This is a genomic window from Desulfitobacterium dehalogenans ATCC 51507 (assembly GCF_000243155.2).
Classification (GTDB): domain Bacteria; phylum Bacillota; class Desulfitobacteriia; order Desulfitobacteriales; family Desulfitobacteriaceae; genus Desulfitobacterium; species Desulfitobacterium dehalogenans.
In genome coordinates, this window is record NC_018017.1 from 3,130,438 (window position 1) to 3,155,157 (window position 24,720).

Annotated in this window: 30 protein-coding genes; 14 read left to right on the forward strand and 16 right to left on the reverse strand. The window is 41.9% G+C overall.

What is annotated here, in order from left to right; translation table 11 throughout:
• Positions 1 to 3: 3 nt before the first annotated feature.
• From DESDE_RS15160 to DESDE_RS15170, 3 genes are read right to left on the reverse strand one after another with little or no spacing between them, the layout of a single operon-like run.
• Entirely contained in the window at positions 4 to 360 is a 357-nt protein-coding gene (locus DESDE_RS15160; protein WP_014794900.1) for an SMR family transporter, read from the reverse strand.
• A 1-nt stretch (position 361) separates the two neighbouring features.
• Positions 362 to 1,621: an ArnT family glycosyltransferase gene (locus DESDE_RS15165; RefSeq protein ID WP_014794901.1), complete on the reverse strand. Its 1,260-nt coding sequence runs from the start codon at positions 1,619 to 1,621 to the stop codon at positions 362 to 364.
• Positions 1,621 to 2,568: a decaprenyl-phosphate phosphoribosyltransferase gene (locus DESDE_RS15170; protein ID WP_014794902.1), complete on the reverse strand. Its 948-nt coding sequence runs from the start codon at positions 2,566 to 2,568 to the stop codon at positions 1,621 to 1,623. Before DESDE_RS15170 ends, DESDE_RS15165 begins: the two co-directional genes overlap by 1 nt.
• Before the next feature lie 259 nt (positions 2,569 to 2,827).
• On the opposite strand from DESDE_RS15170, the gene DESDE_RS15175 reads away from it, so the two are divergent.
• The 3 genes from DESDE_RS15175 to DESDE_RS23035 all read left to right on the forward strand — a co-directional run bounded on the left by DESDE_RS15175 (position 2,828) and on the right by DESDE_RS23035 (position 5,430).
• Positions 2,828 to 3,472: a hypothetical protein gene (locus DESDE_RS15175; protein WP_014794903.1), complete on the forward strand. Its 645-nt coding sequence runs from the start codon at positions 2,828 to 2,830 to the stop codon at positions 3,470 to 3,472.
• 171 nt (positions 3,473 to 3,643) lie between these two features.
• The gene (locus DESDE_RS15180) at positions 3,644 to 5,200 is read left to right on the forward strand and encodes a YifB family Mg chelatase-like AAA ATPase (protein WP_014794904.1); all 1,557 of its coding nucleotides are present in this window, start codon (positions 3,644 to 3,646) and stop codon (positions 5,198 to 5,200) included.
• An 86-nt stretch (positions 5,201 to 5,286) separates the two neighbouring features.
• Positions 5,287 to 5,430, forward strand: coding sequence for a DUF6019 family protein (locus tag DESDE_RS23035; protein ID WP_427846199.1), 144 nt, complete (start codon positions 5,287 to 5,289; stop codon positions 5,428 to 5,430).
• Positions 5,431 to 5,677: 247 nt separating this feature from the next.
• Here DESDE_RS23035 and DESDE_RS15185 read toward each other — a convergent pair whose 3' ends face one another.
• Both DESDE_RS15185 and DESDE_RS22810 read right to left on the reverse strand, forming a co-directional pair.
• Positions 5,678 to 6,223, reverse strand: coding sequence for a GNAT family N-acetyltransferase (locus DESDE_RS15185; protein WP_014794906.1), 546 nt, complete (start codon positions 6,221 to 6,223; stop codon positions 5,678 to 5,680).
• A complete protein-coding gene (locus tag DESDE_RS22810) occupies positions 6,216 to 6,350 on the reverse strand; it encodes a hypothetical protein (protein ID WP_282433502.1) in 135 nt (44 codons plus the stop codon). Before DESDE_RS22810 ends, DESDE_RS15185 begins: the two co-directional genes overlap by 8 nt.
• Positions 6,351 to 6,584: 234 nt before the next feature.
• Between DESDE_RS22810 and DESDE_RS15190 the strand changes: the two genes are divergently transcribed.
• The 6 genes from DESDE_RS15190 (at position 6,585) to DESDE_RS15215 (ending at position 9,688) form a co-directional block, all read left to right on the forward strand.
• Positions 6,585 to 6,800 (forward strand): helix-turn-helix transcriptional regulator, encoded by a 216-nt coding sequence (locus DESDE_RS15190; protein WP_014794907.1) that lies wholly within the window; start codon positions 6,585 to 6,587, stop codon positions 6,798 to 6,800.
• A gap of 111 nt (positions 6,801 to 6,911) precedes the next feature.
• Positions 6,912 to 7,130, forward strand: a complete 219-nt coding sequence (locus DESDE_RS15195) for a hypothetical protein (protein ID WP_014794908.1) — start codon at positions 6,912 to 6,914, stop codon at positions 7,128 to 7,130.
• 22 nt (positions 7,131 to 7,152) lie between these two features.
• The gene (locus DESDE_RS15200) at positions 7,153 to 8,337 is read left to right on the forward strand and encodes an FtsK/SpoIIIE domain-containing protein (RefSeq protein WP_014794909.1); all 1,185 of its coding nucleotides are present in this window, start codon (positions 7,153 to 7,155) and stop codon (positions 8,335 to 8,337) included.
• Complete coding sequence (locus tag DESDE_RS15205; RefSeq protein ID WP_148269923.1) at positions 8,237 to 8,917, forward strand: replication-relaxation family protein; 681 nt, start codon at positions 8,237 to 8,239, stop codon at positions 8,915 to 8,917. The genes DESDE_RS15200 and DESDE_RS15205 overlap by 101 nt, the downstream gene beginning before the upstream one ends.
• Positions 8,901 to 9,140 (forward strand): hypothetical protein, encoded by a 240-nt coding sequence (locus DESDE_RS15210; RefSeq protein ID WP_014794911.1) that lies wholly within the window; start codon positions 8,901 to 8,903, stop codon positions 9,138 to 9,140. The genes DESDE_RS15205 and DESDE_RS15210 overlap by 17 nt, the downstream gene beginning before the upstream one ends.
• Entirely contained in the window at positions 9,140 to 9,688 is a 549-nt protein-coding gene (locus tag DESDE_RS15215) for a M23 family metallopeptidase (protein ID WP_014794912.1), read from the forward strand. Before DESDE_RS15210 ends, DESDE_RS15215 begins: the two co-directional genes overlap by 1 nt.
• A 576-nt stretch (positions 9,689 to 10,264) precedes the next feature.
• On the opposite strand, the gene DESDE_RS22225 is transcribed toward DESDE_RS15215, so the two are convergent.
• Positions 10,265 to 11,164 (reverse strand): Ig-like domain-containing protein, encoded by a 900-nt coding sequence (locus DESDE_RS22225; RefSeq protein ID WP_014794913.1) that lies wholly within the window; start codon positions 11,162 to 11,164, stop codon positions 10,265 to 10,267.
• 1,667 nt (positions 11,165 to 12,831) lie between these two features.
• A complete protein-coding gene (locus tag DESDE_RS21860; RefSeq protein WP_158309873.1) occupies positions 12,832 to 13,008 on the reverse strand; it encodes a hypothetical protein in 177 nt (58 codons plus the stop codon).
• A 143-nt stretch (positions 13,009 to 13,151) separates the two neighbouring features.
• On the opposite strand from DESDE_RS21860, the gene DESDE_RS15225 reads away from it, so the two are divergent.
• The 5 genes from DESDE_RS15225 (at position 13,152) to DESDE_RS15245 (ending at position 17,548) form a co-directional block, all read left to right on the forward strand.
• Positions 13,152 to 14,126, forward strand: coding sequence for an NAD-dependent epimerase/dehydratase family protein (locus tag DESDE_RS15225; protein WP_014794914.1), 975 nt, complete (start codon positions 13,152 to 13,154; stop codon positions 14,124 to 14,126).
• The gene (locus DESDE_RS15230) at positions 14,077 to 14,715 is read left to right on the forward strand and encodes a DUF1796 family putative cysteine peptidase (protein ID WP_427846200.1); all 639 of its coding nucleotides are present in this window, start codon (positions 14,077 to 14,079) and stop codon (positions 14,713 to 14,715) included. The genes DESDE_RS15225 and DESDE_RS15230 overlap by 50 nt, the downstream gene beginning before the upstream one ends.
• A gap of 5 nt (positions 14,716 to 14,720) precedes the next feature.
• On the forward strand, positions 14,721 to 15,716 hold the full coding sequence (locus DESDE_RS15235; protein ID WP_014794916.1) for a polysaccharide biosynthesis protein: 996 nt from the start codon (positions 14,721 to 14,723) through the stop codon (positions 15,714 to 15,716).
• 64 nt (positions 15,717 to 15,780) lie between these two features.
• Positions 15,781 to 17,013 (forward strand): glycosyltransferase family 4 protein, encoded by a 1,233-nt coding sequence (locus tag DESDE_RS15240; protein WP_014794917.1) that lies wholly within the window; start codon positions 15,781 to 15,783, stop codon positions 17,011 to 17,013.
• 76 nt (positions 17,014 to 17,089) lie between these two features.
• Entirely contained in the window at positions 17,090 to 17,548 is a 459-nt protein-coding gene (locus tag DESDE_RS15245) for a hypothetical protein (protein WP_148269924.1), read from the forward strand.
• Between the two features lie 172 nt (positions 17,549 to 17,720).
• Here DESDE_RS15245 and DESDE_RS15250 read toward each other — a convergent pair whose 3' ends face one another.
• The 9 genes from DESDE_RS15250 to DESDE_RS15285 form a co-directional block, all read right to left on the reverse strand.
• On the reverse strand, positions 17,721 to 17,990 hold the full coding sequence (locus tag DESDE_RS15250) for a hypothetical protein (protein ID WP_158309874.1): 270 nt from the start codon (positions 17,988 to 17,990) through the stop codon (positions 17,721 to 17,723).
• Between the two features lie 121 nt (positions 17,991 to 18,111).
• On the reverse strand, positions 18,112 to 19,395 hold the full coding sequence (locus tag DESDE_RS15255) for a primase C-terminal domain-containing protein (protein ID WP_242831262.1): 1,284 nt from the start codon (positions 19,393 to 19,395) through the stop codon (positions 18,112 to 18,114).
• Between the two features lie 347 nt (positions 19,396 to 19,742).
• Positions 19,743 to 19,919 carry a hypothetical protein gene (locus DESDE_RS22115; RefSeq protein WP_014794921.1) on the reverse strand — a complete coding sequence of 59 codons (177 nt, stop codon included), beginning with the start codon at positions 19,917 to 19,919 and terminating at the stop codon, positions 19,743 to 19,745.
• Positions 19,916 to 20,644 carry a M23 family metallopeptidase gene (locus DESDE_RS15260; protein ID WP_014794922.1) on the reverse strand — a complete coding sequence of 243 codons (729 nt, stop codon included), beginning with the start codon at positions 20,642 to 20,644 and terminating at the stop codon, positions 19,916 to 19,918. The genes DESDE_RS22115 and DESDE_RS15260 overlap by 4 nt, the downstream gene beginning before the upstream one ends.
• A 15-nt stretch (positions 20,645 to 20,659) precedes the next feature.
• Positions 20,660 to 22,495, reverse strand: a complete 1,836-nt coding sequence (locus DESDE_RS15265; RefSeq protein ID WP_014794923.1) for a VirB4 family type IV secretion system protein — start codon at positions 22,493 to 22,495, stop codon at positions 20,660 to 20,662.
• Between the two features lie 40 nt (positions 22,496 to 22,535).
• The gene (locus DESDE_RS15270) at positions 22,536 to 23,234 is read right to left on the reverse strand and encodes a hypothetical protein (protein WP_014794924.1); all 699 of its coding nucleotides are present in this window, start codon (positions 23,232 to 23,234) and stop codon (positions 22,536 to 22,538) included.
• Between the two features lie 19 nt (positions 23,235 to 23,253).
• A complete protein-coding gene (locus DESDE_RS15275) occupies positions 23,254 to 23,586 on the reverse strand; it encodes a hypothetical protein (protein ID WP_014794925.1) in 333 nt (110 codons plus the stop codon).
• An 11-nt stretch (positions 23,587 to 23,597) separates the two neighbouring features.
• Entirely contained in the window at positions 23,598 to 23,804 is a 207-nt protein-coding gene (locus tag DESDE_RS15280; protein ID WP_014794926.1) for a hypothetical protein, read from the reverse strand.
• A 16-nt stretch (positions 23,805 to 23,820) separates the two neighbouring features.
• Positions 23,821 to 24,642 carry a conjugal transfer protein TrbL family protein gene (locus tag DESDE_RS15285; RefSeq protein WP_014794927.1) on the reverse strand — a complete coding sequence of 274 codons (822 nt, stop codon included), beginning with the start codon at positions 24,640 to 24,642 and terminating at the stop codon, positions 23,821 to 23,823.
• Between the last annotated feature and the right edge of the window lie 78 nt (positions 24,643 to 24,720).

A 24,720-nucleotide genomic window follows, 5' to 3' on the forward strand; every position in this document is an offset into this window, starting at 1 on the left:
TTTTTAACTCCTTGAAATGAAAAAGACACCGACAATGACCAGCGCAGTTCCCAGCACTCGATAAAAGGAAATATTCTCTTTAAAGACGATCACTGAAAACGCCATGATAAAAATATAGCCAAGACTGACGAAAGGGTATGCATAGCTTAACTCCGTCTTACTCAACACTTTAATCCACAATAAGAAGCTTATTCCGTAAAGAAACAACCCTGACATGACCGGGAAGTTCTGGATAATCATGCCGAGGCTTCTAAGTAAATTCTCGGGTGAAAAGTCCAGTTCAAGATTCTTAGCTCCGATTTTTACGAGGATTTGGCCGAGCGCCCCAAGCATAACCGAGATGATAATCTGCCCTAACATATTATTCCTCCATCTTATCTTTCCATTGATACACTCGCCAAAGGGCAAAATAGATTAGAATAATCACCGTTGGATAGGCGTAACGGCTCTGCCCCTCTGTGACAAAATACACGCCGGCAAACATAAAGAATGTAATCAAGAGGGTCAGCTTTTCTTTATTAATTCTTCTTTGTTCCGGCCTACCCGAGAAGAGAGCCCCTCTCAAAACTCGCCAGGAATAACTTAGTATTCCGATACAGCCCAGGAAGAAAACAGGAGCCCGCACCAGCTCGGAGGCCAGGAAGATGAAAAACGGTACCCAACTGCTCCCCGGAGCAGCAAGAAACATCTGAATACTTGGCAATGCGAGTGCCGTTCCATGAAAGGCATAATTGATATCCCCGACGAGTAAAAAGGTACGGGCAAGCCGCTTCATTCCCAAGATAAGAAATTCTAAGGGATGTCCTACGATCCACTCTTTAGCCGCCGCACTAAGCATTTTATTCCTTTCAAGGGGATTTGCCTCTTGATAGGCGGGGGTTTTGACCACAGAATTTTCTACATCCTCGGCGGGCATCCAACCGCCCACTTTATTCTGGGAGTTGTTATTAATATAGAGAACTATGCCGCTATTATTTGAAATATAGCAAAACTCACCGAACATCTTAGAATTTCGATAGAGCCAGGGCGATAGCACGATGAGGGCCACCAGAAGCACGATTCCGGACCGTTTTAGACTCTGCCGGAAATTCCTTTTGCTCAAAATCTCAACCAAGAAGATGGCCAGGACAAAGGCAGGAAAGAACGGCTTGATCATTGCATTGAGTCCCGTCAATACTCCAATCCAAAAATACTTCCAACGGAGATTGGAAAAATAGAGTAATAGAACAGAGAGCAGTCCTGTGGTAAAGAGAATTTCTGAAGCCACTAAACTGTTATAATAAACATTCATCGGGAACAAGACAAAGAGCAAAAGGCATTTATTTCGCACCTCTGCAGGGACGGACATTTTTTTAAGCAGAAAATAGGCAAGGATATTATTTACTGTACTCAGGGCAATATTTAAAAATTTGGCAACCCAGATCGAACTCCCGAACAGCTTATAAAAGAGCCCCAGAAAAATTGGATAACCCACAGAGGTATAGGTATCGCCCCATGGGCCGCCATTGGCAATTTGCGTTGCCAAGCGGTGATAATATGAGAAATCTGAAAAAGGTACCGTTTGTACCAGAATGACCCAGAGCACATCAACGAACAAACCAACAAGTAGAATCCGATACATCAAAACACCCCTAATACTAGATCATGAAGCTTTAGGATCCACAATACACACAGAACCCAAAGAATAACGACCGCAATCAGATGTCCATCCTTTGTAACAAGCTTCGACGGATCTCCCGCTTCCCCCTCATGAATCAGATAGAGATAGCGAAAAATGCCATAGATAACAAAGGGCACTGTATAAATGAGATCTGAGGTATGATGAAGTGCCACAGTTGCAGAATCCAGGGTATATAAGCTATAGGTAAAAATAACCCCACCGGCCGTAATACCAAGCAATTGATTTAAGAACCCGGAGCTGTATCGTTCCAGAACAGGCCGATGCAGTCCGGCATCTGCGTTCAATTCGTTCAACTCAGAACACCGTTTCCCAAAGCCCATAAAAAGAGCCACCATAAAGCCACACAATAAGAGCCACTCAGAAGGGGGAATTCCCACTCCCCAAGTTCCCATGAGAATCCTCATCATAAACCCCAGAGCAATAATAAACACATCGATGAGAACCACTCGCTTGAGCCCTTTCGTATAAGCTATATTCTGGGCAACATACAAAACAAGAATTCCTACGGCGATTTTAGATACATGCAAACCTAAGAGAAATCCCCCCAAAAGAAACAGAGCGCAAATCAAGCCTGCTACAGGAAGAGTAACCCGATTTGATGCGAGAGGGCGCTTACACTTAATCGGATGATTCCGATCATATCTTCGATCCACAAAGTCATTCATCACATAGACTGCGCTGGAGACAAGACAAAAGGCCACCGCGGCAATGATGACCTTAATAATCAAATGTTGGCTAAGGTTTTGCGTGAACAACAAGCCAATGAAGACAAAGGAATTCTTAACCCATTGCCGAGGACGGACTAATTGTGCAATTGCTTTTATCGTATTCTTCTTTTGCGGCTCTGGACCAGGATTTTTATCCCTTAGAGTTTCTAACTGGACCACCAATGTTCATACACACCCTATCTATTTAGTCTCAAGCTAATTAATAATAGCCTAAGAGCATAACTCCACTATTAATAACTATTCGACTCATCCATCTCACTTCCTGCCCCTAAAAAATACCGCATGCTACCAAATTATTACTTCCTAATATCGTTCCAGGAATTGTTTTTTTTGCACTTTACAACCCAAAGCTTGTCTTATATGATTATCAAGAAGAGTAAATTAAAGAGATACCCAGTTGATAAGGAGGATTGATTTATTGGATAATAGTCAATTTCAGGAATTAGTAATCCAGCAGCTGAGTACACTCACTAAAAGTATAGACACTTTAGCTATCAACCAAGAGGTAATGCAGGCTGACATCAACACTATGAAGCTTGACATCTCCACTATGAAGGTAGATATCGATGCCATGAAGGCAGATATCGACCTTATGAAAGTGGACATCTCCAATATGAAAGGGGATATCTCCGGTCTTAAACAATCACAAGCCCGTATGGACCAAGATATCTCTTCCATGAAAATGGATATTTCCTCTATGAAAGAGGATATCTCCAACCTTAAGCAATCACAAGCTCGTATGGACCAAGATATCTCTTCCATGAAAATAGATATTTCCTCTATGAAAGAGGACATCTCCGGTCTTAAGCAATCACAAGCTCGTATGGACCAAGATATCTCTTCCATGAAAATAGATATTTCCTCTATGAAAGAGGACATCTCCAGCCTCAAACAATCACAAACTCGCATGGAAGAAGGTTTAACGAAGAAAATTGCGGCTTTATTTGACGCCAGAGAAGTACAAAAAGATATCAATCAAAATGTTTCTCGCTCGCTGGAGCGAATCGAAGCCAAGATTGACATCCTGCAAATGGAAACCGCCTATCTTAAACGGATAAAATAAAAAAATCAATGCTCCCCAATGTAGTCCGGTTAGTAAAAACCACTACAGATGGAGGAGCATATTTCTTTTCCACCCGGGGCTGCCTCCCCCTCCATAGACAAAAATTTGCAAGCGATTCTGGAAGGAAAATATAGGTATTTGTCGAATTCTTCCTTCTATGGGAGGGATTTGATGTTTGCTTCTGTTCATGGCATGGCCGTATCTGGAATTCAGGCTCATTTAATTCGGGTGGAAGTGGATGTCTCCAACGGCTTGCCTGATTTTGCTATCGTCGGGCTTCCCAACATTGCCGTACGGGAATCTCGGGAACGTGTTCGCTCAGCCATCAAAAATTCGGGGTTTAATTTCCCTTTGCAGCGTATTACGGTTAATTTAGCCCCTGCCGATATAAAAAAGGATGGATCAGGGTTGGATTTACCTATTGCCGTCGGTATACTGGCCGCTACAGGACAATGTCCTCTGGAAAAACTCACCGGGATGGTATTCGTCGGAGAGCTTTCTTTAGAAGGACAACTACGGCCGGTATCCGGAGTTCTTGCAATGGCCGTTTCCTTAGCCCAACTCTCCTCCTACGCCTTGATTGTTCCTCATGAGAACTTCCTCGAGGCCAATCTTATTGAAGAAATCAAAAGCGGCTCAGCAGAAAACCTTGTTCAATTGGTGAGTGCACTCCATACCGAGGAGCTCTTTTCTTCCCCCTTCACAGCATCGTTTCCTTTAACCGATTCTTCCCCCATTGAGCAGCCTTCTGAGGAAACCCTGGATTTATGCTCCATCCGAGGTCAGCAGCAAGCGAAAAGAGCTTTGGAAATTGCCGCTGCCGGGGGACATAATATCCTGCTTATGGGTTCCCCCGGCTCAGGCAAAACCATGCTCGCCAAAGCCTATGCGGGAATCCTCCCTTCTTTGACGCGAACTGAGAGCCTTGAAGTTACTAAAATCTACAGCATCGCCGGTTTATTGGGCCATAACGGGCAGCTTATTCAATCAAGACCCTTTCGCCAGCCCCACCATTCGGCAACTGCAGCAGGGATTCTCGGTGGCGGCCGTGACCTTAAACCCGGCGAACTCATTCTGGCTAATCATGGCGTACTCTTCCTGGATGAATTGCCGGAGTTTTCCCGGGAAGTCCTCGAATCTCTGCGTCAACCTTTAGAGGACCGGGAATTGACCTTGACCCGGCAGCGGGGCAGTGTCAAATACCCTGCCCGGCTAAGTATTGTCGCCAGCATGAATCCCTGTCCGTGTAGTTTACAATATTGGGCGTTATATAATAAGAAGGAAACTTTGCCACCACGGCAAGCTGGAACAGTTATTCTCGGGAATACAACGGGGTCTCGTGTTCGGAAAGCAAGACTTGCTAAGAAAATGACAATAGCAAATTTAGTAAGAGCAAGTGGACTAAGCGAAGTGACAATTCTAGGTATAGAGCACAATAAGGTCAATCCTTTGCTATCAACTCTGAAAACCCTAGGGGCTGTTTTAGAGGTCCCTTTTTATAAGTTGGCTGCTTTTGACTGCCTCCCTGAAAGAACACTTCCGGAACAAATAAAAAAAGCACGTCTAATGCGTGGGATGACCCTATCGGAGTATGCAAAATTTCTTGGAGTTAATGTAAGAACCCTTAGAGCTTGGGAGTGTGGAGAGCGGATGCCTAAATATAAGCTTGATAGACTGAATTTTGAATTTGCGTCTATAGCGAATGATGATGTTTCTCTCAAGCTTTAATTTACTCACCTTTTCAAAGGAGGTGACCAACCATCGGCACAAGTTTATTACTTGCAAACCTGACCTTAATCTTTATAGTCTGGGGCGTGGGTGTCTTAATCCTTTACTACATAATAAAATTAGCCGTCGAGAACGGGATGAAAAGAGCGAACGAATCTATAGAAGACCGTCTTGATAATGTGACGCTTTTACTACAGGCGATAGTTAAGGAAAAGTATGAGGAGCAATAAAAGTCCCCAGGGGCATACCAATATGTGCTCCTGGGGACTTTAAGTTTTTTCATTATACAATTATTGCTTCTTTAATTTTTTAGTCGCATCCTTTAATATTCGTTTTAGAGTCTCCCTATTTCTACGTTGTCGTTCTAGATGCCTCTCGGCATCTTTACCTTTGACTACAGGAAAAGGTCTAAAATTTACGGGCATGATAAATCACCTCAATAAGATATATGCCCATAAAATATAACTAGAATACTGTCTAATATGGATCAATAAATTCCACTATCAGCTTTCCGTCTAAAAGCTCTAAAGCCATGAAAACCACTTCACTTGGATTCTCTTCATCGATTTCGTCCTCAATTAATGGTACAAATCCAATTTCATTATACCACTTCCATTTTTCATAAAGAGCGTCAGTAATAATGTGTATTTCATTATGAATATAAGCATTTCTAATAATAATTTCCTTAAGTATATGAGTCCCTAGACCTTTCCCTTGGTATTTTCTTGAGACTGCCAATCTCGCTAAAGCTAAAGCATCCTGAGTTACTTTTTCATCTTCATTTTCTCCCAATTGAAACTTAAGTGGAGCTCGATGTAATGTAAAATAGGCCGCTAGCTCCTCCTCATAAAAGACAAGAGTAGTGCTAGCATGCCTATAAATGTGTTCCTCATAAGCTTCCATGTATAGGAAGTTATCCATAGATCCATTTCCACAACGAAACTCTTTTGATTCAGCCCAATCTTCAGCCTTAATACCACGAATATATAATTTTGATATCTCAAGTTCAAGTTCTTTAGGCATTTTTCCTACTAGCTAATTTTTTATCTGCCCTTTTTTGTAGATTTAATTTTTGCTGCTCTTGCCTTTTTAAAAACCTTGTAGCATCTTTACCCTTAACAGTTGGGTATTCGCGTAAAGTAACAGCCATTACGCATCATCCCTCTCATTATGCCTATATAGGCATCTTTATTTATATATATATTTATTTATATATTTATTTAAACATTATCATTAAATGACATTTAAAACAAGACTTATATGCAACAAAAAACTTAAAAAAAATGGCTTGTGAGTTTAGTGCTCTTTTCATATAGAAGGAATTCGCCAATTTTTGCGGAACTATTTTCCTTATACTTAATTGGACAAGAAAGGAGTTATAATCATGGGAGTAAAGAATCGGTTAAAAGAAATTAGACATCAGATGTTTTTTGATAAGAAGAAAGATATTGCAGAATTCCTTGGACTGGCTCCAGCTAATTACAGTAGGTATGAACACCAACACGTTCAACCCTCTCTGGAAATGGCTCTTAAAATGGCTAGAAAACTTAATATGAAAGTAGAGGATATAGTCTACTTAGAAGAATCCCCAGACGAATAAGTCTGGGGATTTTCCTATATTTACATATATGCGGACAAACAAGAAACATATCACTCTTGAATAGTTTAGTATCACCAGAGGAACACACAGTACCCCCAAGGAGGTGATACTATGGGTAAAAAAAAGCGCCATTTCTGGGATGATGAAGATCTGCGCCCAATACTTGACGATTTACCGGATAATGAACTATCTTTTCATGTCCGGAACTCGCTCCGGGAATACATCGTCAATCATCCCTACCTTGCCCGAAAACGCTGGCGTGAAGTCGTCTATGGAGAAGGCCCACTAAATGAACCGGAAACTGAAAAAGAAAATAACAAAAAACAATAGAAAATAACCAAGGAGGTTAGCTATGCTTCGTAATGATGCTCCCTTGGTTGACCGGCTCAGATACATTTACATTCGCAGAAAAGGACCAGTGTACGCTGCCATCAGCGACGTAATAGACGATCAATATCCAAAGGAGCCAAGGCCGCTAATTATCAAACAGATCAAACTTGCTGACAAAGCTCACAGATTTCTAATCCACCTCCCGCCCGGGAAAGGGTTTGATGAATTCAAGAAAAAGGAACGGCTTTTTGCCGATGCAACCGGCGGCTCTCTCCTTATCGAAAAGCGAGGAACCACAATCATCATGGAAGTCTTAACCGAGGAGTTAAAAAAGAGTTACCCTTATTCCCTCTATGATCACACTAAATACAACAGCATGCACTTACCCTTCCCAATCGGAATGAGTGCTAAAGGATTACTGGTCCGCGATCTGGCAGAATATCCACACTTCTTCACCGGAGGAGAAACAAACTTTGGCAAATCGAATGCACTTCATGTCATAGCTAATTCAATTCTCCTCTCCCGGCCGGATACCTACTTGGTCATAGTAGACCCCAAAAGCACAGAATTCGCATACCTGGAAGATTACGCCTTAGTCGTTGACGAAATGCAGCATGCCAAAATCCTGTTCCAGAAGTTGAACCATGAAATGGATAAACGGAAAAAGATCCTCAAAAAAGCCAATTGTGTTAAAGTCCAAAAGTATCTAACCCAAGGCGGCGACATGCCCTTTATTATCGTCATAATCGACGAAATGGCCGAACTGCAGGATAAAGAAACAATCGACCACTTATGGCGATTGCTCCGGATGGGAAGATTCACCGGAATCCACATCATAGCCGCCACCCAAAGACCCTCCTCAAAAGTCTTTGATAACTTTGGAGATGTCAAAGCAATGTTCCTTGGCCGGCTGGCGTTCATCTGTGCCGACTCTATTAATAGCCATATGATCCTTGATAACGACCGGGCAGCACACCTTGAAGCCATCCAAGGCAGAGCAATTTATAAATGCGGCTTAGAAATGATTGAAGTACAAACCCTGTTTCTCGATCCTGAAGATGCCGCTATGCTTCTGAAGGATTCAAAAGACAGGAGGTTGAAAAAAGTTGACTTCTTTATTAACCAACCATCAGAAAGGCTACCTCCGCGACAAAACCTTGCTCTCCCTCCTGGAGGAATGCCAGGTTCTCGACACCGACCAAATTAAACTTCTTTTCTTTGATACCGTCAGCCTACGCATGGCCCAACAAAGGTTAAGGAAATTAGTCAAAGATAAAAAGCTCATCAAACGTGACCGGCTTAGTTTCGATAGACCCTACTTCTACTATCTGGATAAACGCCCGGGTCAGCTCGAACATAAGCTTGCCGTCAATTGGGTTTATGTGTGGTTCAACAAAAGAATAAAGAAAGGCTGGGAGAAATTCCACAGCTTCGAATGGGAAGTCCCTTATGGAAAAATACTTCGGCCGGACGGATTCGCAGCAATAAAAAATTTAGCCTATAACAAGCTCACTTTCTATTTCGTTGAATTGGATATTGCCGAATCCAAAAATGAATTCGATAAAGTTACCAAATACAATCGCTTATACTCCAGTCAAGAATACATGAATTATTGGTGGGGACCTTTAGCTGTAGGTTTTCCCTCAATAGTCATCGTCACTACAACAAACCGCAGGAAAAACTCAATCCTTGAAAAAATCACAAAGGACAACGAATATGGATTGGACTTTCAAGTCTTCACATTGGACCAGATAAAGGAGGAATGTATGCATGGCAGAAATCGCTAAATCATTCTTCGGCCCGGGCACTCCAGGAATGATCATGCTCGGAGTATTGCTGGCCGGACTCATTACCTTCCTGGGTGAACGATTCCTGGTTTCTATAGGTAAAGGAACCTGGTCCATCTATTACAAAACCGGAATGGAAATCGCCGCGATTCTTTCTGTCGTCGGCGTTGCCCTCACCCTTTTAGGTAAAATATTCGGGTTATCCCAAGGAAATGGTTTCTAATGATCCTATGGATTGCCCACATTACCATCATCGGCTTCTTTACCTTCATCATCTGGGTAACACTAGGCGCTTTTAAACTCAAACCCTTTCAGCAGCTTATCCTCTCTCTTGGTATTTTGCTTTTAGTCAACACTACCCTCGAAGATATTTCCCCATTATTAAATACCATAACGGATTTTGCTGCAGGAGGGAAAAAGTTTGAAATGCCCGTCCAAGGAGAAATTACGAAAACCTATGACCCACCTCATCATCACGGAATAGACATCGCCATACCAGAAGGAACACCGATAAGAGCTCAAGCTGATGGGAAAGTCATAAAAGCACAATGGGATAATATCTATGGGCAAGTCGTTATAGTAGAATACCAAAATGGGCTCCAAGCCTTATATGCACATAACAGAGATATCCTGGTTAAGGAAGGATATCCTGTTGTCAAAGGTACAAAGATAGCATACAGCGGAAATACTGGTCGCTCCACCGGACCTCATCTACACTATGAGATCAGAATAAAAGGCAAAGCAGTAAACCCCTTTTTACACATAAAATAAATCCCTCTCCTCTCCCCCAACTCCCCCACTCTTCTCCCTGCACCCTCTTCTTTATATTGAACATATAAGTATTCATGCGGATTTAGACAATCTTTTTCTTCGTTATAACGAATAGGTAAACGATTAATCTAACGAATGATTTAACGAACAAATAAAAGTAAGTTGGACATAATCCGGTAATCGCTTTCCCCTGTTCTCCAGGTTATTCGATAATGACTGGCGTTCCTATGGATCTAGGGGAAAAAATTAACCAGGTGATAAACACCTGGTTAATCATGAAATATTTCAACACTTGAAGGTAATCTTAGCAATCCGGATTTTGTGAGATTTCTATACTTAATCTTACAGCGTGGAAACTTATCCTTAAATTATAAATGCAGGGGTAAGTAATTTTAAGTTTTTTAGTTCATATTTTCAATATATTGCTTATTCACGCCTTGCCTTACCATTTCATTTATAAATTTTTCAATTTCCCCCACGCAGATCCTCCTAACCCCGAGATTTAGATCGCCCCATAATACTCCCCGGGAATCTTACATTTACAGCTAGAAAAATAATTATTTCCTTCATGTACTCCTACTTCCTACCACTCCTAACCTTTCTAACCGCAATAGCCACGGCTCCTAAAATGCCTATACCAACGATACTCTCGAAGCCATTATTGTCCGAAGCTGTTTTCTCTTCAGTTTTGGCTAAATCCGTTTTGGTCACAGGTGAAGAACTCGCAGGAATGGCTTCCTCCAACTTAGATACCTCAATTTCTATACTATCAGTTACCCCATTAAGTGTTTCGGCAGTGATAGTAGCAATACCGACACTCTTTGCAGATACCTCACCGGTATTACTAACCTCAACAATACTCGGATCAGTTGATGACCAAGAAATAGACGTTTCTGTTGCATCTCTTGGAGCTATACTAGCTGTCAATACCTTACTCTCACCAACTAATAATGAAAACTCTTTCTCTTCTATAGAGATCTCTTCTACCGGCTTAATAACGGATATTGAGGTATTATCCTTCATCCCATTATTAGCTTGCACACTAATTACAGCAGTTCCAGCTCCGACAGCAGTGATCACTCCGCTACTATTTACAGTAACAACATTTGTATCACTAGATGTCCAAGAAACAGACTTATTCGTTGCATTTGCTGGATTCGTCTCAGCTTTAAGCTCTATACTTTCTCCAATGTTTAAAGTATCTTTGTTAGAAGTTATTGAAACCGAAGAAACCGGTATCTCGGCCGGAGCTTCATAGGGACATATGCCATTAGGGTGTAAGTGTGCACTATAACCATGATGATAATGATAACTTCCTAAACCACTTGCATTTTTATTATCTCTATGGCCACCGCTTGAATCCGTCCTCCCAGAATGAGCTATAGCCTTCTCAGGAGTTAATGAAATAAAACAATTACTTATCAAAACAGTCACTAATAGCCCAAGCATCACCCGTGTTTTTCTGATATCTCTCATTTCTCATGCACTCCTTTAGTTCCAAGAACAATCTTATTCTAAATTAAGCTATATTCATGTAATTATCGCACAATTCGTTTGACGAATTCCCGCGAATTTTGACCAACGAGAAAATAAGACAGTAAAACGAGGTGTGCTATTTCAGGTGAACTCTATTCCACTCTTCTGGAAAAAGGGTGAGTAGGTAAGTAAATACGTTGAGACTTTCACCCTGCCAAGACTACCCGACTTCATAGCAAAGATGAGCTCTCTTTCCCCATTTACGCGTGAAAGTTACCGTCAATAGTGCGCAAGCAATATGGGTGGTATTTGCAAAGCAGTTTATGAAGAAACTCAAGTAATTTGGCAGAAATATTAGCAGTAGACGAACAGTGGCACTAGAAAAGGCTAGTAAGGCAAAGCTATAAAAAAGAAGGCAAAAAAAAGCAGAAGCCCCGGCCAACAATGTGAACCGGGGTTCTTGCTCCAGCACCGCCCTAACAGGGGTCAAGGACATCAAGGTCATTGACACTATACTCTATGCCCCTGCCAGGGGATGTGTGCAAACACTCCCGGGAATAAAAAAGCAGAAACCCCGGCTCACCACACCAGGGTTTCTGCTCCAAAGAAAGGAACTATGACTATATCTACCAATAAAGCTCTCGGCTCACTATACTATATGTCCATAACGAGTAAAGCGTGACAACCATTCCTGGGAGTAAAAAAGCAGAAGCCCAGCGCCTTATATTTGTACCGGGTTTCTACTTAGAAGAATATAAATTAGCCATTTAGAGGTAACTTTATGACTATCATCCCCACCCCACTATATGTCCCTGGCCGGGGATGTGTGACAAGTTTAAAAAGCAGAAACCCCGGCCGACCACACCAGGGTTTCTGCTCCAAAGAAAGGATACTATGACTATATCTACCAATAAAGCTCTCGGCTCACTATACTATATGTCCATAACGAGTAAAGCGTGACAACCATTCCTGGGAGTAAAAAAGCAGAAGCCCAGCGCCTTATATTTGTACCGGGTTTCTGCTTAGAAGAATATAAATTAGCCGTTTAGAGGTAACTTTATGACTATCATCCCCACCCCACTATATGTCCCTGGCCGGGGATGTGTGACAAGTTTAAAAAGCAGAAACCCCGGCCGACCACACCAGGGTTTCTGCTCCAAAGAAAGGAACTATGACTATATCTACCAATAAAGCTCTCGGCTCACTATACTATATGTCCATAACGAGTAAAGCGTGACAACCATTCCTGGGAGTAAAAAAGCAGAAGCCCAGCGCCTTATATTTGTACCGGGTTTCTGCTTAGAAGAATATAAATTAGCCATTTAGAGGTAACTTTATGACTATCATCCCCACCCCACTATATGTCCCTGGCCGGGGATGTGTGACAAGTTTAAAAAGCAGAAACCCCGGCCGACCACACCAGGGTTTCTGCTCCAAAGAAAGGAACTATGACTATATCTACCAATAAAGCTCTCGGCTCACTATACTATATGTCCATAACGAGTAAAGCGTGACAACCATTCCTGGGAGTAAAAAAGCAGAAGCCCAGCGCCTTATATTTGTACCGGGTTTCTGCTTAGAAGAATATAAATTAGCCATTTAGAGGTAACTTTATGACTATCATCCCCACCCCACTATATGTCCCTGGCCGGGGATGTGTGACAAGTTTAAAAAGCAGAAACCCCGGCCGACCACACCAGGGTAACAAATAACATCCCTACTACACTATACGCACATACTCCCATAAACGTGACAAGCATCGATAATCTCGGTGCTTTTTTCATAAAAACTTCCGCAAAATCTATTGACATCAGACACCGTTGCTCTTGACTAATGGTTGGCAACTACAAGCCCCCATAGTGGACTTTCACTACCTAGTAATCGACATTCGTGGAGCATACACAAGAGCTTATTTTTGCACCAGAACCCTATTCACTTAACACTGTCAATATGCATAGAATACACAAAATATAAAAGGAGAATGAATATGAAAGTCCTCGTGACTGGAGGAGCTGGCTTCATTGGCTCCCATCTTGTAGAATCTCTTGTTTGCCAAGGTATTGAAGTCTCCATAATAGACAATTTGGTATCTGGACAGTCATGTATGTCTCACCCGCTTGTGGCATTCCACCATATGGATATATGTAGTAGAGATGCCAAAGCCGTTATTATACGTGAAAAACCCGATGTCGTTTTTCACTTAGCTGCTCAGACAGATGTTCGGAAATCTCTTCAGGATCCGCAATATGATGCCAAGGTGAATATTTGCGGAACAATCAACCTTCTTGAGGCTTGCCGGGAAGCCAAGGTTAGAAAACTGATCTTCACTTCTACTTCAGCTGTGTATGGAGATCTGCATAAGGAACCGATTTCAGAAGAAGATCCAGTGGCACCAATCTCCTATTATGGCTTATCTAAATGGGCCGCCGAGTCATATATTCTTCTTTTCCATCAACTTTATGGAATTTCCTACACCATCCTGCGTTTCAGCAATGTCTATGGCCCAGGGCAAATAGCCAAAGGGGAAGGTGGAGTAGTAGCTGTTTTTTTGGATCATATCCATGCAAAAAAAACACTTAACATTCACGGTGATGGCGCACAAACACGTGATTTTGTATATGTGAAAGATGTGGTCCGGGCAATTCAGGCTGCAGTTGAGCGGGGAGATCAGGAAATCATCCAGGTCAGTTCATCCGGAAAGACTTCAGTAAACCAATTAGTCTCTATGTTGTCCCGTATTCATGGATCGGCGTTCGAAATCATTCACACTCCAGCCAATCAAGGAGATGTAAAACACAGTTGCCTAGATAACAGAAAAGCATATGAACTGTTGCAGTGGCAGCCACTGATAGACTTACCAGACGGTTTAGCCACCACCTATGCCTATTCAAAAAATAAAATAAAAGGAGATAGTGATATTGCGACTACAAGATTTGAAAGGAACGTACGATGCCGTTTATAGTCTAGGGGATCTTTGCCTCGGCTCTATACAACTGGAAAAGAATAACCTCAGACCTTACTCAGGGGTTTTGGATTGGATGGCTTCTCCCGCGTTGTCCGATGTTAATCGTCTTTTAAAGAACCGTTTTATTGGGTTTATGGACCTTCCCAATTTACGGATTATCGGCTATGCCGGAGAAAAAAATATATGTGTATCAGACGACGCCTACCATATGGTGTCCAATCACGATTTCGAAATAGGGAAAAATTCATTATCTCACTTAGGCAGTTATGCGGAAGTAAAAGAAAAATTTGATCGTCGCATTCATCGTTTTCTGGAGAAAGCAGCCACTTGTCAACGTATGCTTTTTGTTCGGACTGAAGGTGATCTGGGAGAAGCTAAAGAGCTTGTAAAGGTGCTGTCGGCTTTAGTCAGGAATGATTTTCGAGTGCTTCTTGTTAATCATACGAATGTTCAAGGGTTGGTTGAAGACGATTGGCCTTTGGATAAAGTGTGCGCAATTCAACTTCCTGCCGAAAATAAGTTTACCGCGAATGATCACTTCTGGACAAAAATGCTTAAAGACATTGATATTAGCAATAAGGAGTGAATAATATGTTCACAAACTCAATCATTTTGGTTACCGGGGGAAGTGGCTCATGGGGACAAGAGTTGGTAAAGGAATTATTACTTCATAATCCACAAAGAATTATCATTTTTTCCCGTAACGAAGCCAGCCAAGTAAAAATGAATCGGGAAATCAATGACCCAAGATTGATTTTTTCTATAGGTGACGTCCGAGATCTTAATGCCTTGACTAAAGCGTGTGAAGGGGTAAATTACATTTTTCATCTTGCCGCGCTGAAGCACGTACCCGTCTGCGAAGAACAGCCGTTAGAGGCTTGGAAAACAAACGTAATTGGAACACAAAATGTGATCGAAGCTGCGATTGCAAATCGTGTAAAAAAGGTTATAAACATCTCAACTGACAAGGCAGCAGATCCGGTCAACTTTTATGGAATGACTAAAGCGATTGGCGAAAAGCTTATCGTATACGCGAATCTACAAAACGAAGAGACGAAGTTCATTAACGTACGAGGAGGTAATATTCTCGGTTCCAACGGCAGTGTCCTTAATATATTTATTGAGCAGTTAAAAGAAAAACGTAAAATCGGTATTACTGACAAAAAGATGATCCGGTTCTTTATGACCCCGAAATCGGCAACCGAACTTTTACTAACTGCAGCCAAGGAAGGAAAGGGTGGAGAAACTTTCATTTTGATGATGTCGCAGTGGAAGATATTGGATTTGGCTGAGGTATTAATAGAAACTTATGGTACGGCAGATACAGAAATTGTCGAAACCGGAATTAGACCGGGAGAAAAACTCGACGAGGTTTTTCTCTCATCAATAGAACGTGACAATTCGGTGGTTTTGAACAATCAGTACTTGGTGGTACTCCCGTCGACTAATATACCGACGTTAAAGCAGGCTTATGCTTCTTGTCCGTCCGTAAAAATGGAATCCTATTTTTCTAAGAATCTCCTCAAGAGCAAAGCAGAAATTAAACAAATACTGACTGACGAGGGTTTTTTGTCTCAAAAATTTTAATAAAGGAGTAATTTGATTGCAGATGCCCCCTAGGCATCTGTCTACATAAAAAGGAGATGAACCAATGAAAATTCTGCTTGCAACCTACTGGCATGTCCCTCATTTGGGAGGCGTTTGGCCGTATATGTTACAACTGAAAAAAAAGCTGGAATCATTAAATCATGAGGTGGATTTACTTGGCTACGGTGATGAAGCCGGAAGTTTTGTGCACTTAGTTAATAAACAGCAACTTAATACTGATAAGTTACTTCCAGTTCTTAAATCAATGCTAAATGAATCTGATTACCCTACAATCTATATGAATAAGCTTATAGAGTATACCGAATTCCGTCGTTATCTTTTTGAATTGTCAACCGCCTATTTCGGTCTGGAATCCTATGACGTCATTCATACGCAAGATGTTATTTCCACCGTAAGCATCAACCGAATTAGGCCACCAAAAGCAGCCCTTGTCGCCTCCCTTCATGGATCTGTTGCACACGAGATTAGGCTTCAGTTAGAGACCATTCACAAGTCTCCGACCTCTTATATGGCTAGAAGATATTTTGACCAACTGGAGTATGACGGTGCATCATCAGCAGAATACACCGTTCTTAATAATCAATGGATGAAAAAAATACTAACCGACGAATTCCGTGTTCCCAACGAGAAAATCGAAGTGTTTCATTATGGCTACGATATTGAGAAATTTTTCCTGCTAATGAAGAAAACATCCGAGATTAAACGTCCCGTTAATAAGAAAGTGATCATGTATTCAGGCCGGTTGGTTCAACTAAAAGGCGTGGAGCATCTTCTTGATGCACTCGGGCGACTAAAGGAAGAACGTCAAGATTGGATTTGCTGGATTGCCGGAGAGGGAGATAAGCTAGCAGAACTTCGCCTCCAGTGTAAGGTCCTGGGACTGGAAGAAGATGTTATGTTCTTAGGAAATCGAGATGATATCCCAAGTTTATTGGCACAAGCTGACATCTTCGTACTTCCGAGCATTATTGAGAACCAGCCTTTATCAATTATTGAAGCTCAACTCGCCGGAAAAGCGATTATCGCCAGTAACGCAGGAGGATTGCCTGAAATGATCCAACACAATGTTACAGGTTTATTGACGCCTGTAGGAAATATAGAGTGTTTATGTGCCAATTTAAATAAGTTGCTGAAAAGCCAATCTCTTCGAATTACACTTGGTTCTGCAGCTAAGGATTGGGGGTTGTCTCATTGGTCACTAGACAACATGGTAAACCATACCGTAGAAGTTTATCAAAAAGCTATTACGGAAAGGAGGCGAAGTCTTAATGATTAGCCTTAGAATCATCTGGACCAGGTTTATAAAAATGTTAACACGGGTATTTATATATTTCTGGTGTTGTATAAAAAAGGTGATTCATATAGACGACAGCAAAGAACCATTAATGGTTAGCGTAGAACCAAAGGTCAATGCTGAACCGGAGGTCAATGCTGAACCAGAGGTCAATGCTGAACCGGAGGTCAATGCTGAACCGGAGGTCAATGCTGAACCAGAGGTTAATACTGAATTGGAAGTAGCTATAGAATTAAATGAAAGTCCTGACGGCTACCAATATATTATGTTAGACACTCAATTCAATAACTTTCATATCTGGCGCAAAATTTTTACATGCCTTCCTAATGAATACGTTATTCCTAATCCTCAGTCTATCGATGTTCTTCTGCCGATGACAGCCGATTTCTACTGCAACCTGTTTCCTTCAGCGTCTAGGCATCCCAGTCTCTTGGTTGATGATCAGGTTTGGAAGCGAATCAAAGCCACTTTGCCTAAGGATTATCAACTTCCTGGTGCTATTCTCCAATTGGGATAGTTTACAATTAAGTCCCCACAACAGATCACTTCTTAAATACATGCAATTTTGATGATAACCTTTGCCCACTATATAGATGAAAGTCCTAATGATACCAGTTCCAATGGTTGTCAAATAGGCCCCCTTCAGCTGGAGCCGAGAATAGTCCCTTTGGCCTATGTGTATATTTTTTTCAATATCCTATTAAGTCTTTCCAAGTCATGGGTTTTAGACAAGACTCTTGTATCTTGAAGTGCTTCAAAAGCATAACTCTGAATTCCTCTTCAAAGGCTTCTGCTTCAAGGCATCTTTCGGGCCTAAAGCTGCGCTCATAATCATGCTTAAAAACAACCCCAAAGATCCGATCCATGACCCAAAGGAAAGCCTGGAAGGTCACGGCCCAAAGACCGGAGTCCAATGGACCGAGCGAATAGCGAACCTGGAAGGGCTTCCACATGCTCACTCAAAACAACAAAAACCCTTTCAAACCCTTAAGAAAAACACTAATAAAAAGCTACACAGATACTGAAAAAAATCAGCTCACTTTACATCAAGACAGTGGAACCTCACCATTCCCTTAAAGGTCAACCACCCCTACACCCTCCTTCCGGAAGAATATTCCCCCTCTGCATCCTTAATCTAGTACCACACCTAGGCATATCCCCACCAGAAGAAGACAAAGTACCCTTAAGGGGTGATATGGCAGTATGCCCTTTTAAAATCCCGTTCGAAAATAGAGTTTCCGCGCCGGCAGCGGCCGGAAGTTCTGCAGAAGACATCGAATTTAAATATCCCTCAGAGAGATTGTAGAAACTCTGGGCGTACTTCCCCCTTGAAGTATAAGCCTCGATAACACCCTCATTGCGAAGTTGTGCCAACGCCTCCTTAAGCGTTCTATAAGCCACACCAAGCCGTTCAGCCCAGGCTTTTTGAGTTTCCCGTACTATCTTATTTATCCAAAGATCCTGGATAATATCTTCCTTAACTTCCGATATATGATCCCTTCTTCTGTCCCTGGGTTTAGCCCACTTATACCAGCCCTTTATCTGTGCAGAAAGGCCGGTTATGGACGAAAGGACACGAGGGGAGGCGTGATGCCGTCCAGTAATTACCGACCGATAAATCTTCTCAATCTCGGCCATGGCCAACGGTTCTTTAAGACCTTTATTCCATTCATGCAGCTTAGTATGTATCTCCGGAACAGGAATCCCAGCATCCCACAAACAAAGGCCAAGGCCATAAGCCCAGCGATTCCTTTCCCCATTTTCCGCGACCGGCTCCTGGATGCGCCTCCCGGCCGGAGTGGCCAGAAGTGAACCGATATAAACAACCTTCTGCGCTTTAACTTTTACCGTCTTGATTGGCTTCTGGACATCATACCAATCACATAACTCATCCCAGGATGTTCTACTATACCAATCACAGTACACACTATTTTCCACTGTCGGCCGACGAACCCAACGCTCCACACCAACAGCACACGGATCGGCCCCCAATGCCACAACCATCATTTCATGAATTTTAGACACCTTAGCCAAAAGAATATCATGACGGATGCGTAACGGCTGATCAAGAATATTCCACGCCTGATAATGTCCAGGAGTAGCCGTTGCAACTATCAGCTCCGGAATAGGAAGACGAGCCGCACGATAACAATCCAGGATGTCATCTGGAGTAGTCCCTTGAGGCGTATCAAAATCACAGACAAAAGCTAAAACATGCCGAACATAACGACGTTGCCGGCGACGGGCAAAAAAAGTTGAAGCAGTAATATAAGTATAATCTTTACCAAGATCAGGTAAGGTCCAGAGAATACGAGCATCAGATTTTATATTTGAGCCAAAAACCAGACCATTATCTTTCTTCATTTGATTCGTTTTATATGGGCTGGTTTCAGGCAACACGTCGCAAAAGATATCAGAAAGCATTGAACCAACCTTTCAAAAAAGAACTCAAGCCAAAACAAGCTTGAGTTCTCTCTGCGCTATTTATTTTGATGGATTATTATGGTATAATGAGATGTAAAATCAATTTATCCACTTAAATTCTTCCCGGTCAAAAAGCCGGGAATTTTTCTATTTATACATGATCTTTCTCAACCCTAAGCCAAACAATCATTACAAAGGACATAAGAGCTGCTAAATCCACGCAGTGTAACCATACAGTAATCGTTAAGATAATATAGATCAAGCTTCCAATAAAAAAAGCCGATGGCCTACTCGTTAGGAACAATAGCATCACTTTGCTTTTCCTCTTGTAATGTAAAATCCGGCTTGATATTAACAGACATCGGTTCGTGCTTATCCTGAATAAGTAAAATAATTGAGATGACCAGGATAAAAGAATATATAAATAATTCAATAATCGTCTTACGACTAACATTGCGGCTCATGATTCCCCTCCTTCCTCTGCGGCTGGTGGTGGCGGTGGATAAAGGTATGGGATAGGGTCAGTATGACTCCACGCAAACTTATTGGTTCTAATCTCAAAATGCAAGTGGTGACCCGTACTAGAACCAGGGTTAGGATCATTCTCCGGATCTCCCCCCTCAAGCGCGATAACATCACCTGTAAATATCTCTTGATCAGGCAGAGCAATAACCTTCGATAAGTGAGCATAGAAAGAGTAAAACGTTTCATCCGGGTAATCGTGTTTGATGAGCAGATAATTCCCGTAAATCTTATCTATACCAACCTTGACCACTTGTCCATCCGCAATACTTGTAATCTCGCTATGCCATTCCGGAGCAATATCAATCCCAGAATGAAAACCAAATTTCCCCGTAACAGGATGAATGCGCGAACCATAAGGCGAAGTAATCACACCATTTGAGGGCATTGGGTATTTGCCATTCAAAATGATCATGCCCGTCTGCAGACGAATCTTATCGCCATGTTCAGCCCGAAAACTTTGCAGAGCAGCCATCTCTTTGGGATTAGAAAAGAAGCCCGCTAAAAACGATAGCGGGCTTGCTAAAATATAAGCAAACATCATTAAAAGTAGAAGAACCAGGGCTATAGGTATTGAAAAAAGAAGGATAAGCTTCCTTCTCCCCTCTTCGCTGGTCGCCATTGTGGCCAAGTGAAGAAGAGCTTTTGTCGCGACGGGGCCGGCCATGGACGCTCACCTCACTTACCTTCCACCAGCTGTACCCATGTAATCAAATTTATATTCAGGAATTTCCTCGTTAAAATTTGCCTTCATCCTTTTTGACCCTATCATCAGAAGCGCCTGGCCGCGCTGCTTGCTGGCCAGCAGCTCCTCTTCGGCATCAGTAAGGCCGTATAAATCCTTCGTATCTTTCAAGTTCGGCCCATCCGTCCCCATAAGAATCTTGAAGCACGGCGTATCGAGAATCGCTTGACCATACATTTTCACTTTTGGATCGAGAAAATCTACAACACTATGCGAAGCAACTACAACCGCCGCCTCGTACTTTCGGGCCCTCTTCTCTTGATTTCGCACGACCACCAATGATTGGGGAACATTCGGGTCAACGATTAAATACCCTTCATCGTAAATTACCATAACCGGCTGCGTTCTATCTTCGCTCATTTTTTCCCACGCCCAATTGAGGATGTTAAAATATTGGGTCCGCTTGATACGCTCACTGGAGTTTTGTAAGTTATAAGTATCGAGGCAAACACATTGATTGTCGGATTGAATCGTGGTGTGTCCATTCCAGAGGAAGGAATCGCTGCCCATTGCAATATCTTTTAAGAGCAGAGCCAATTTGGCATAAGGATTTTGTTCCAAGTCCTTCTTTATCGCTTTCCCTTTTTTATCAATAAGTTCATACAGATCTTTCATAACTGGAAAATCCGTATTGCTTAGAAGATCTATATCCGTGTCCCAAAAGATATTGAACGCATTGTATAACTCAATTAGACAATCCTTCAGGATAGCTTTCTGGATATCGGTCAAAGAGGGACTATAAAGACCGAAAAAGATCTCCAAATTTTGCATATACAAAGCCATGTCTCCCATACCATGACCTTCATCTTTATATAGCTTCTCCACTTCGTCGTTTTCGTCTCTTGCTACCGGCCGTATTTGCAGTGGATTAATTCTCCCCCCTGCTCCACCACCAGCATCGATCCAATCTCCATTCAGCCTTAAACAAAGATCTTTATATTCTCTCTCAGGATCTACAAAGATAATTTTTGTCCCTCGCATGTACTCACAAAGAGCAAGATGCTTGATGATCGTAGATTTCCCCACTCCAGGGACCCCCATGATCACCACATTAGAATTCGTCCTGTCCCCTCCGCGCAACCAGGGATCAATGATAATAAGCCCTCCCGCCGCATCTTTGGCGAAGTAATAGCCTCTCCCATCGTTATAACCAGACGAAGCAAAAGGAAACCCACCCACAAAACTTGAAAGGGGCACCGGACGCTGAGTGATGTTTTCCACCTTACTATCTGTCGTATAGAAAGGAGAAATCATCTTGAAGCCTTCTTTTTGTAGATCAGCTAATGTTCGCACCTTGCATTTAAGCCCTTTGATTGTACTTTCTACCTTCCGACAAACCTTAGTAAACATAGCGTCGTCTCGAGCAATAGGCATAACCACAACACTCATTAACCCAACAGATTCTTCATTCTGATCAATCTGAGCCATGGTCTTTTCAGCATTATCTGCAGTTCTTGTCGCTCTCTGCTTTGTTAGAGGATCGTTCGTTGTATCCGCTGTACCACGATTAAGTTTAATTGTATTTGACAGCGTGTCCACGAAGGCACCATTGTCTGTTGGCGTGAATGTAATTGATACAATAGTGCTTGGTATATTCGTTATTTTAGATAACCAACCATAGTCCGGATCTTGTGGATACTGAATAATCCCGTAAATCTTGCCTTTATTCTCACCTATCGTCAAGTTATTTCGAGTAAATCTGAGCCCTATCGGAGTGATAACATTGAGTAAGGCACTATTGACCGGCATTTCTTCTGTCCTTTTTTTTGCCATAGCAGTCTCTTCTCCTCCCTATATAAAAACAATAAAAACATCAAGAAGAAAGATTTTCTCCCTGATCCCGGAGTATCGGAAAAGTAGTATCATAGCTCATATCCTCAAGGTGAGCATAAGCCGGATTATTAATCAGGTTGCATAATCGCACAATTTCCTTCTCTTTTAAGATTTCTACGGGGACTTTAGAGTTTTCAAAACATCCTGCAATATCTTGCATACGACGAAAAATACTTCGTTCCGATCCTTCTTCAAATCGCTCCCATATCATCAAATAAAACTGACGCTCAATCACTTCTCCGGATAAAGCATAGTTAGATAGCACTGAAATCTCCTTGCGTAATATTTCTTTTTGCTTTTGATTCGTCGTTGATATTAAACGCTCCGTGTACTCATTGATCAATGGACTGATATCGACCGGCCGCGATGCGGCGATAAATTTAAATGTTTGTTGATCTCCGGAAAGATCAGCCGTGAGCTGCCGGGTCAATAACGCCTTTTCTCTTTTGCTAAAAAGATCAATACTAAAATGCTCCATCTTAAGCGCCATAAAAATGTATCCATCCCGTGCATAAAGATATTTCACAAGAATATCTTTGACATTCGTGAATTTTTGAGCAGTGACTTGGTCTTGAGTTTCAGCCTTAGCTTGTTTCTTCTGTTTGTTTATAAAAAAGAAAACCCCTGCTGCTAAGAGCACGGTTATAAACAAGACAGATATTGAAATAATAGGATTCATCTAATTATCACCCTCTTCATCATTTGAATTTCCACTCATTCAGCGCCACATAGGGATATTCTTTTTGTGATTTTGCGAAATGCAGCATATTCTTCACCTGATCAATTGCCGATAGATTTGTCCTATCTTTGATCGTCATCATCACGCTCCCTGCACCAATCACCATCATGGATACGATACTTACCGAAACATTCCACGTTACCAGCAAAAATATGATATCCATCACTCCCCCTACCAGGCAGATAAGGCCAGCCTGTCTCAGCTCATCTTTCCCAAAACCATCAAAGAATTCAGGCTTACTTTTAATCCCAACAGGGATATAGAGTGTATTACCACTATTTTCCTTTTCCATGTGAGCACCTCCTATTTAAAGTAGAAAAAGACAATATCTCGAAATTGCCAAACTGACTCTGCCATGATATAAAAAAGGACCGCATTGAAAGCTCTTTTTTTGTACATAGAAGCCTCTTCTGCATTGCCGATCATACGAATAAGACAAAAGACAATCCTCAAAGCCACTCCGGCTCGGATAAGGATTATAACAGCCACTGCCAGGTCATCAATCTCCAAATTTAGTGCCCCCTCCTTATCTCTTGAAAATTCGTACTAACTGTGTAGCATAAAAAGCCTTGCCCATCACATTTCCCCCCGGCCCCGCGGGAATAATGAACTCTTGTAAAAATCTTGGTGTACCTAGAGCCATCTGGATAGCTACTATAGCCCATATGAGATGCCCTTTCATGAATAGAGCCAAACTGAGCTTAAGAAAAACTATCTGGAGCATCACCGTAATCATAGCTTGAAAGAATTTCTGCATGTATGTTTTGAACACGCCTTGGTCGGAATCGACTAATCCCACACAGGCTATAGGAACACCTAGTCTCAGCGTTAATATTTCTAACCCTATTTTCAAGAACTTGATATAAAAATAAAGGAGGCTGCCTAAGTAAAACAGACCAAAAATAGCTGTCAGAAGCCCTGCCGACATAATGGATTCCACTACCAGTTTGAAATCGACAAGAAGACCCCGAGTTAAGGCGGCTAAAAGCTTATCTGTCAGACCTTGTACAATCGTAGCCATCCAGTGATACAATGTTGGAAAAGAAATCGCTACCACTAACGCTTTAAGAAAATAGGTAAGAAATACAATCGGATCAGTATCTGCGTCACCATCAATCCATAAAATATACGTGTTAAATCCCTTTTGCACAAACTTCAGAATGATGAGAGATATCCCAAACATGAATAGAATTTCATAGATTTCCGACAGCAAATTGAAACCTAGGATTTCATTTAAAGCATTTTCTGCATAGAAAGCGATTGGTACTAGATTCATTAGTAATAAATCCATATAATTTAAAAGGCCTGTTAATAAAGCCTCAATCAAAACCATTAAAAGATCAACCAAAGCATTCCCTCCCTCCCTTAGGCTTATAAGGAGAATTCCTTATAAGCCTAAGAAATTGAATCTCAAGAATCCAAACGG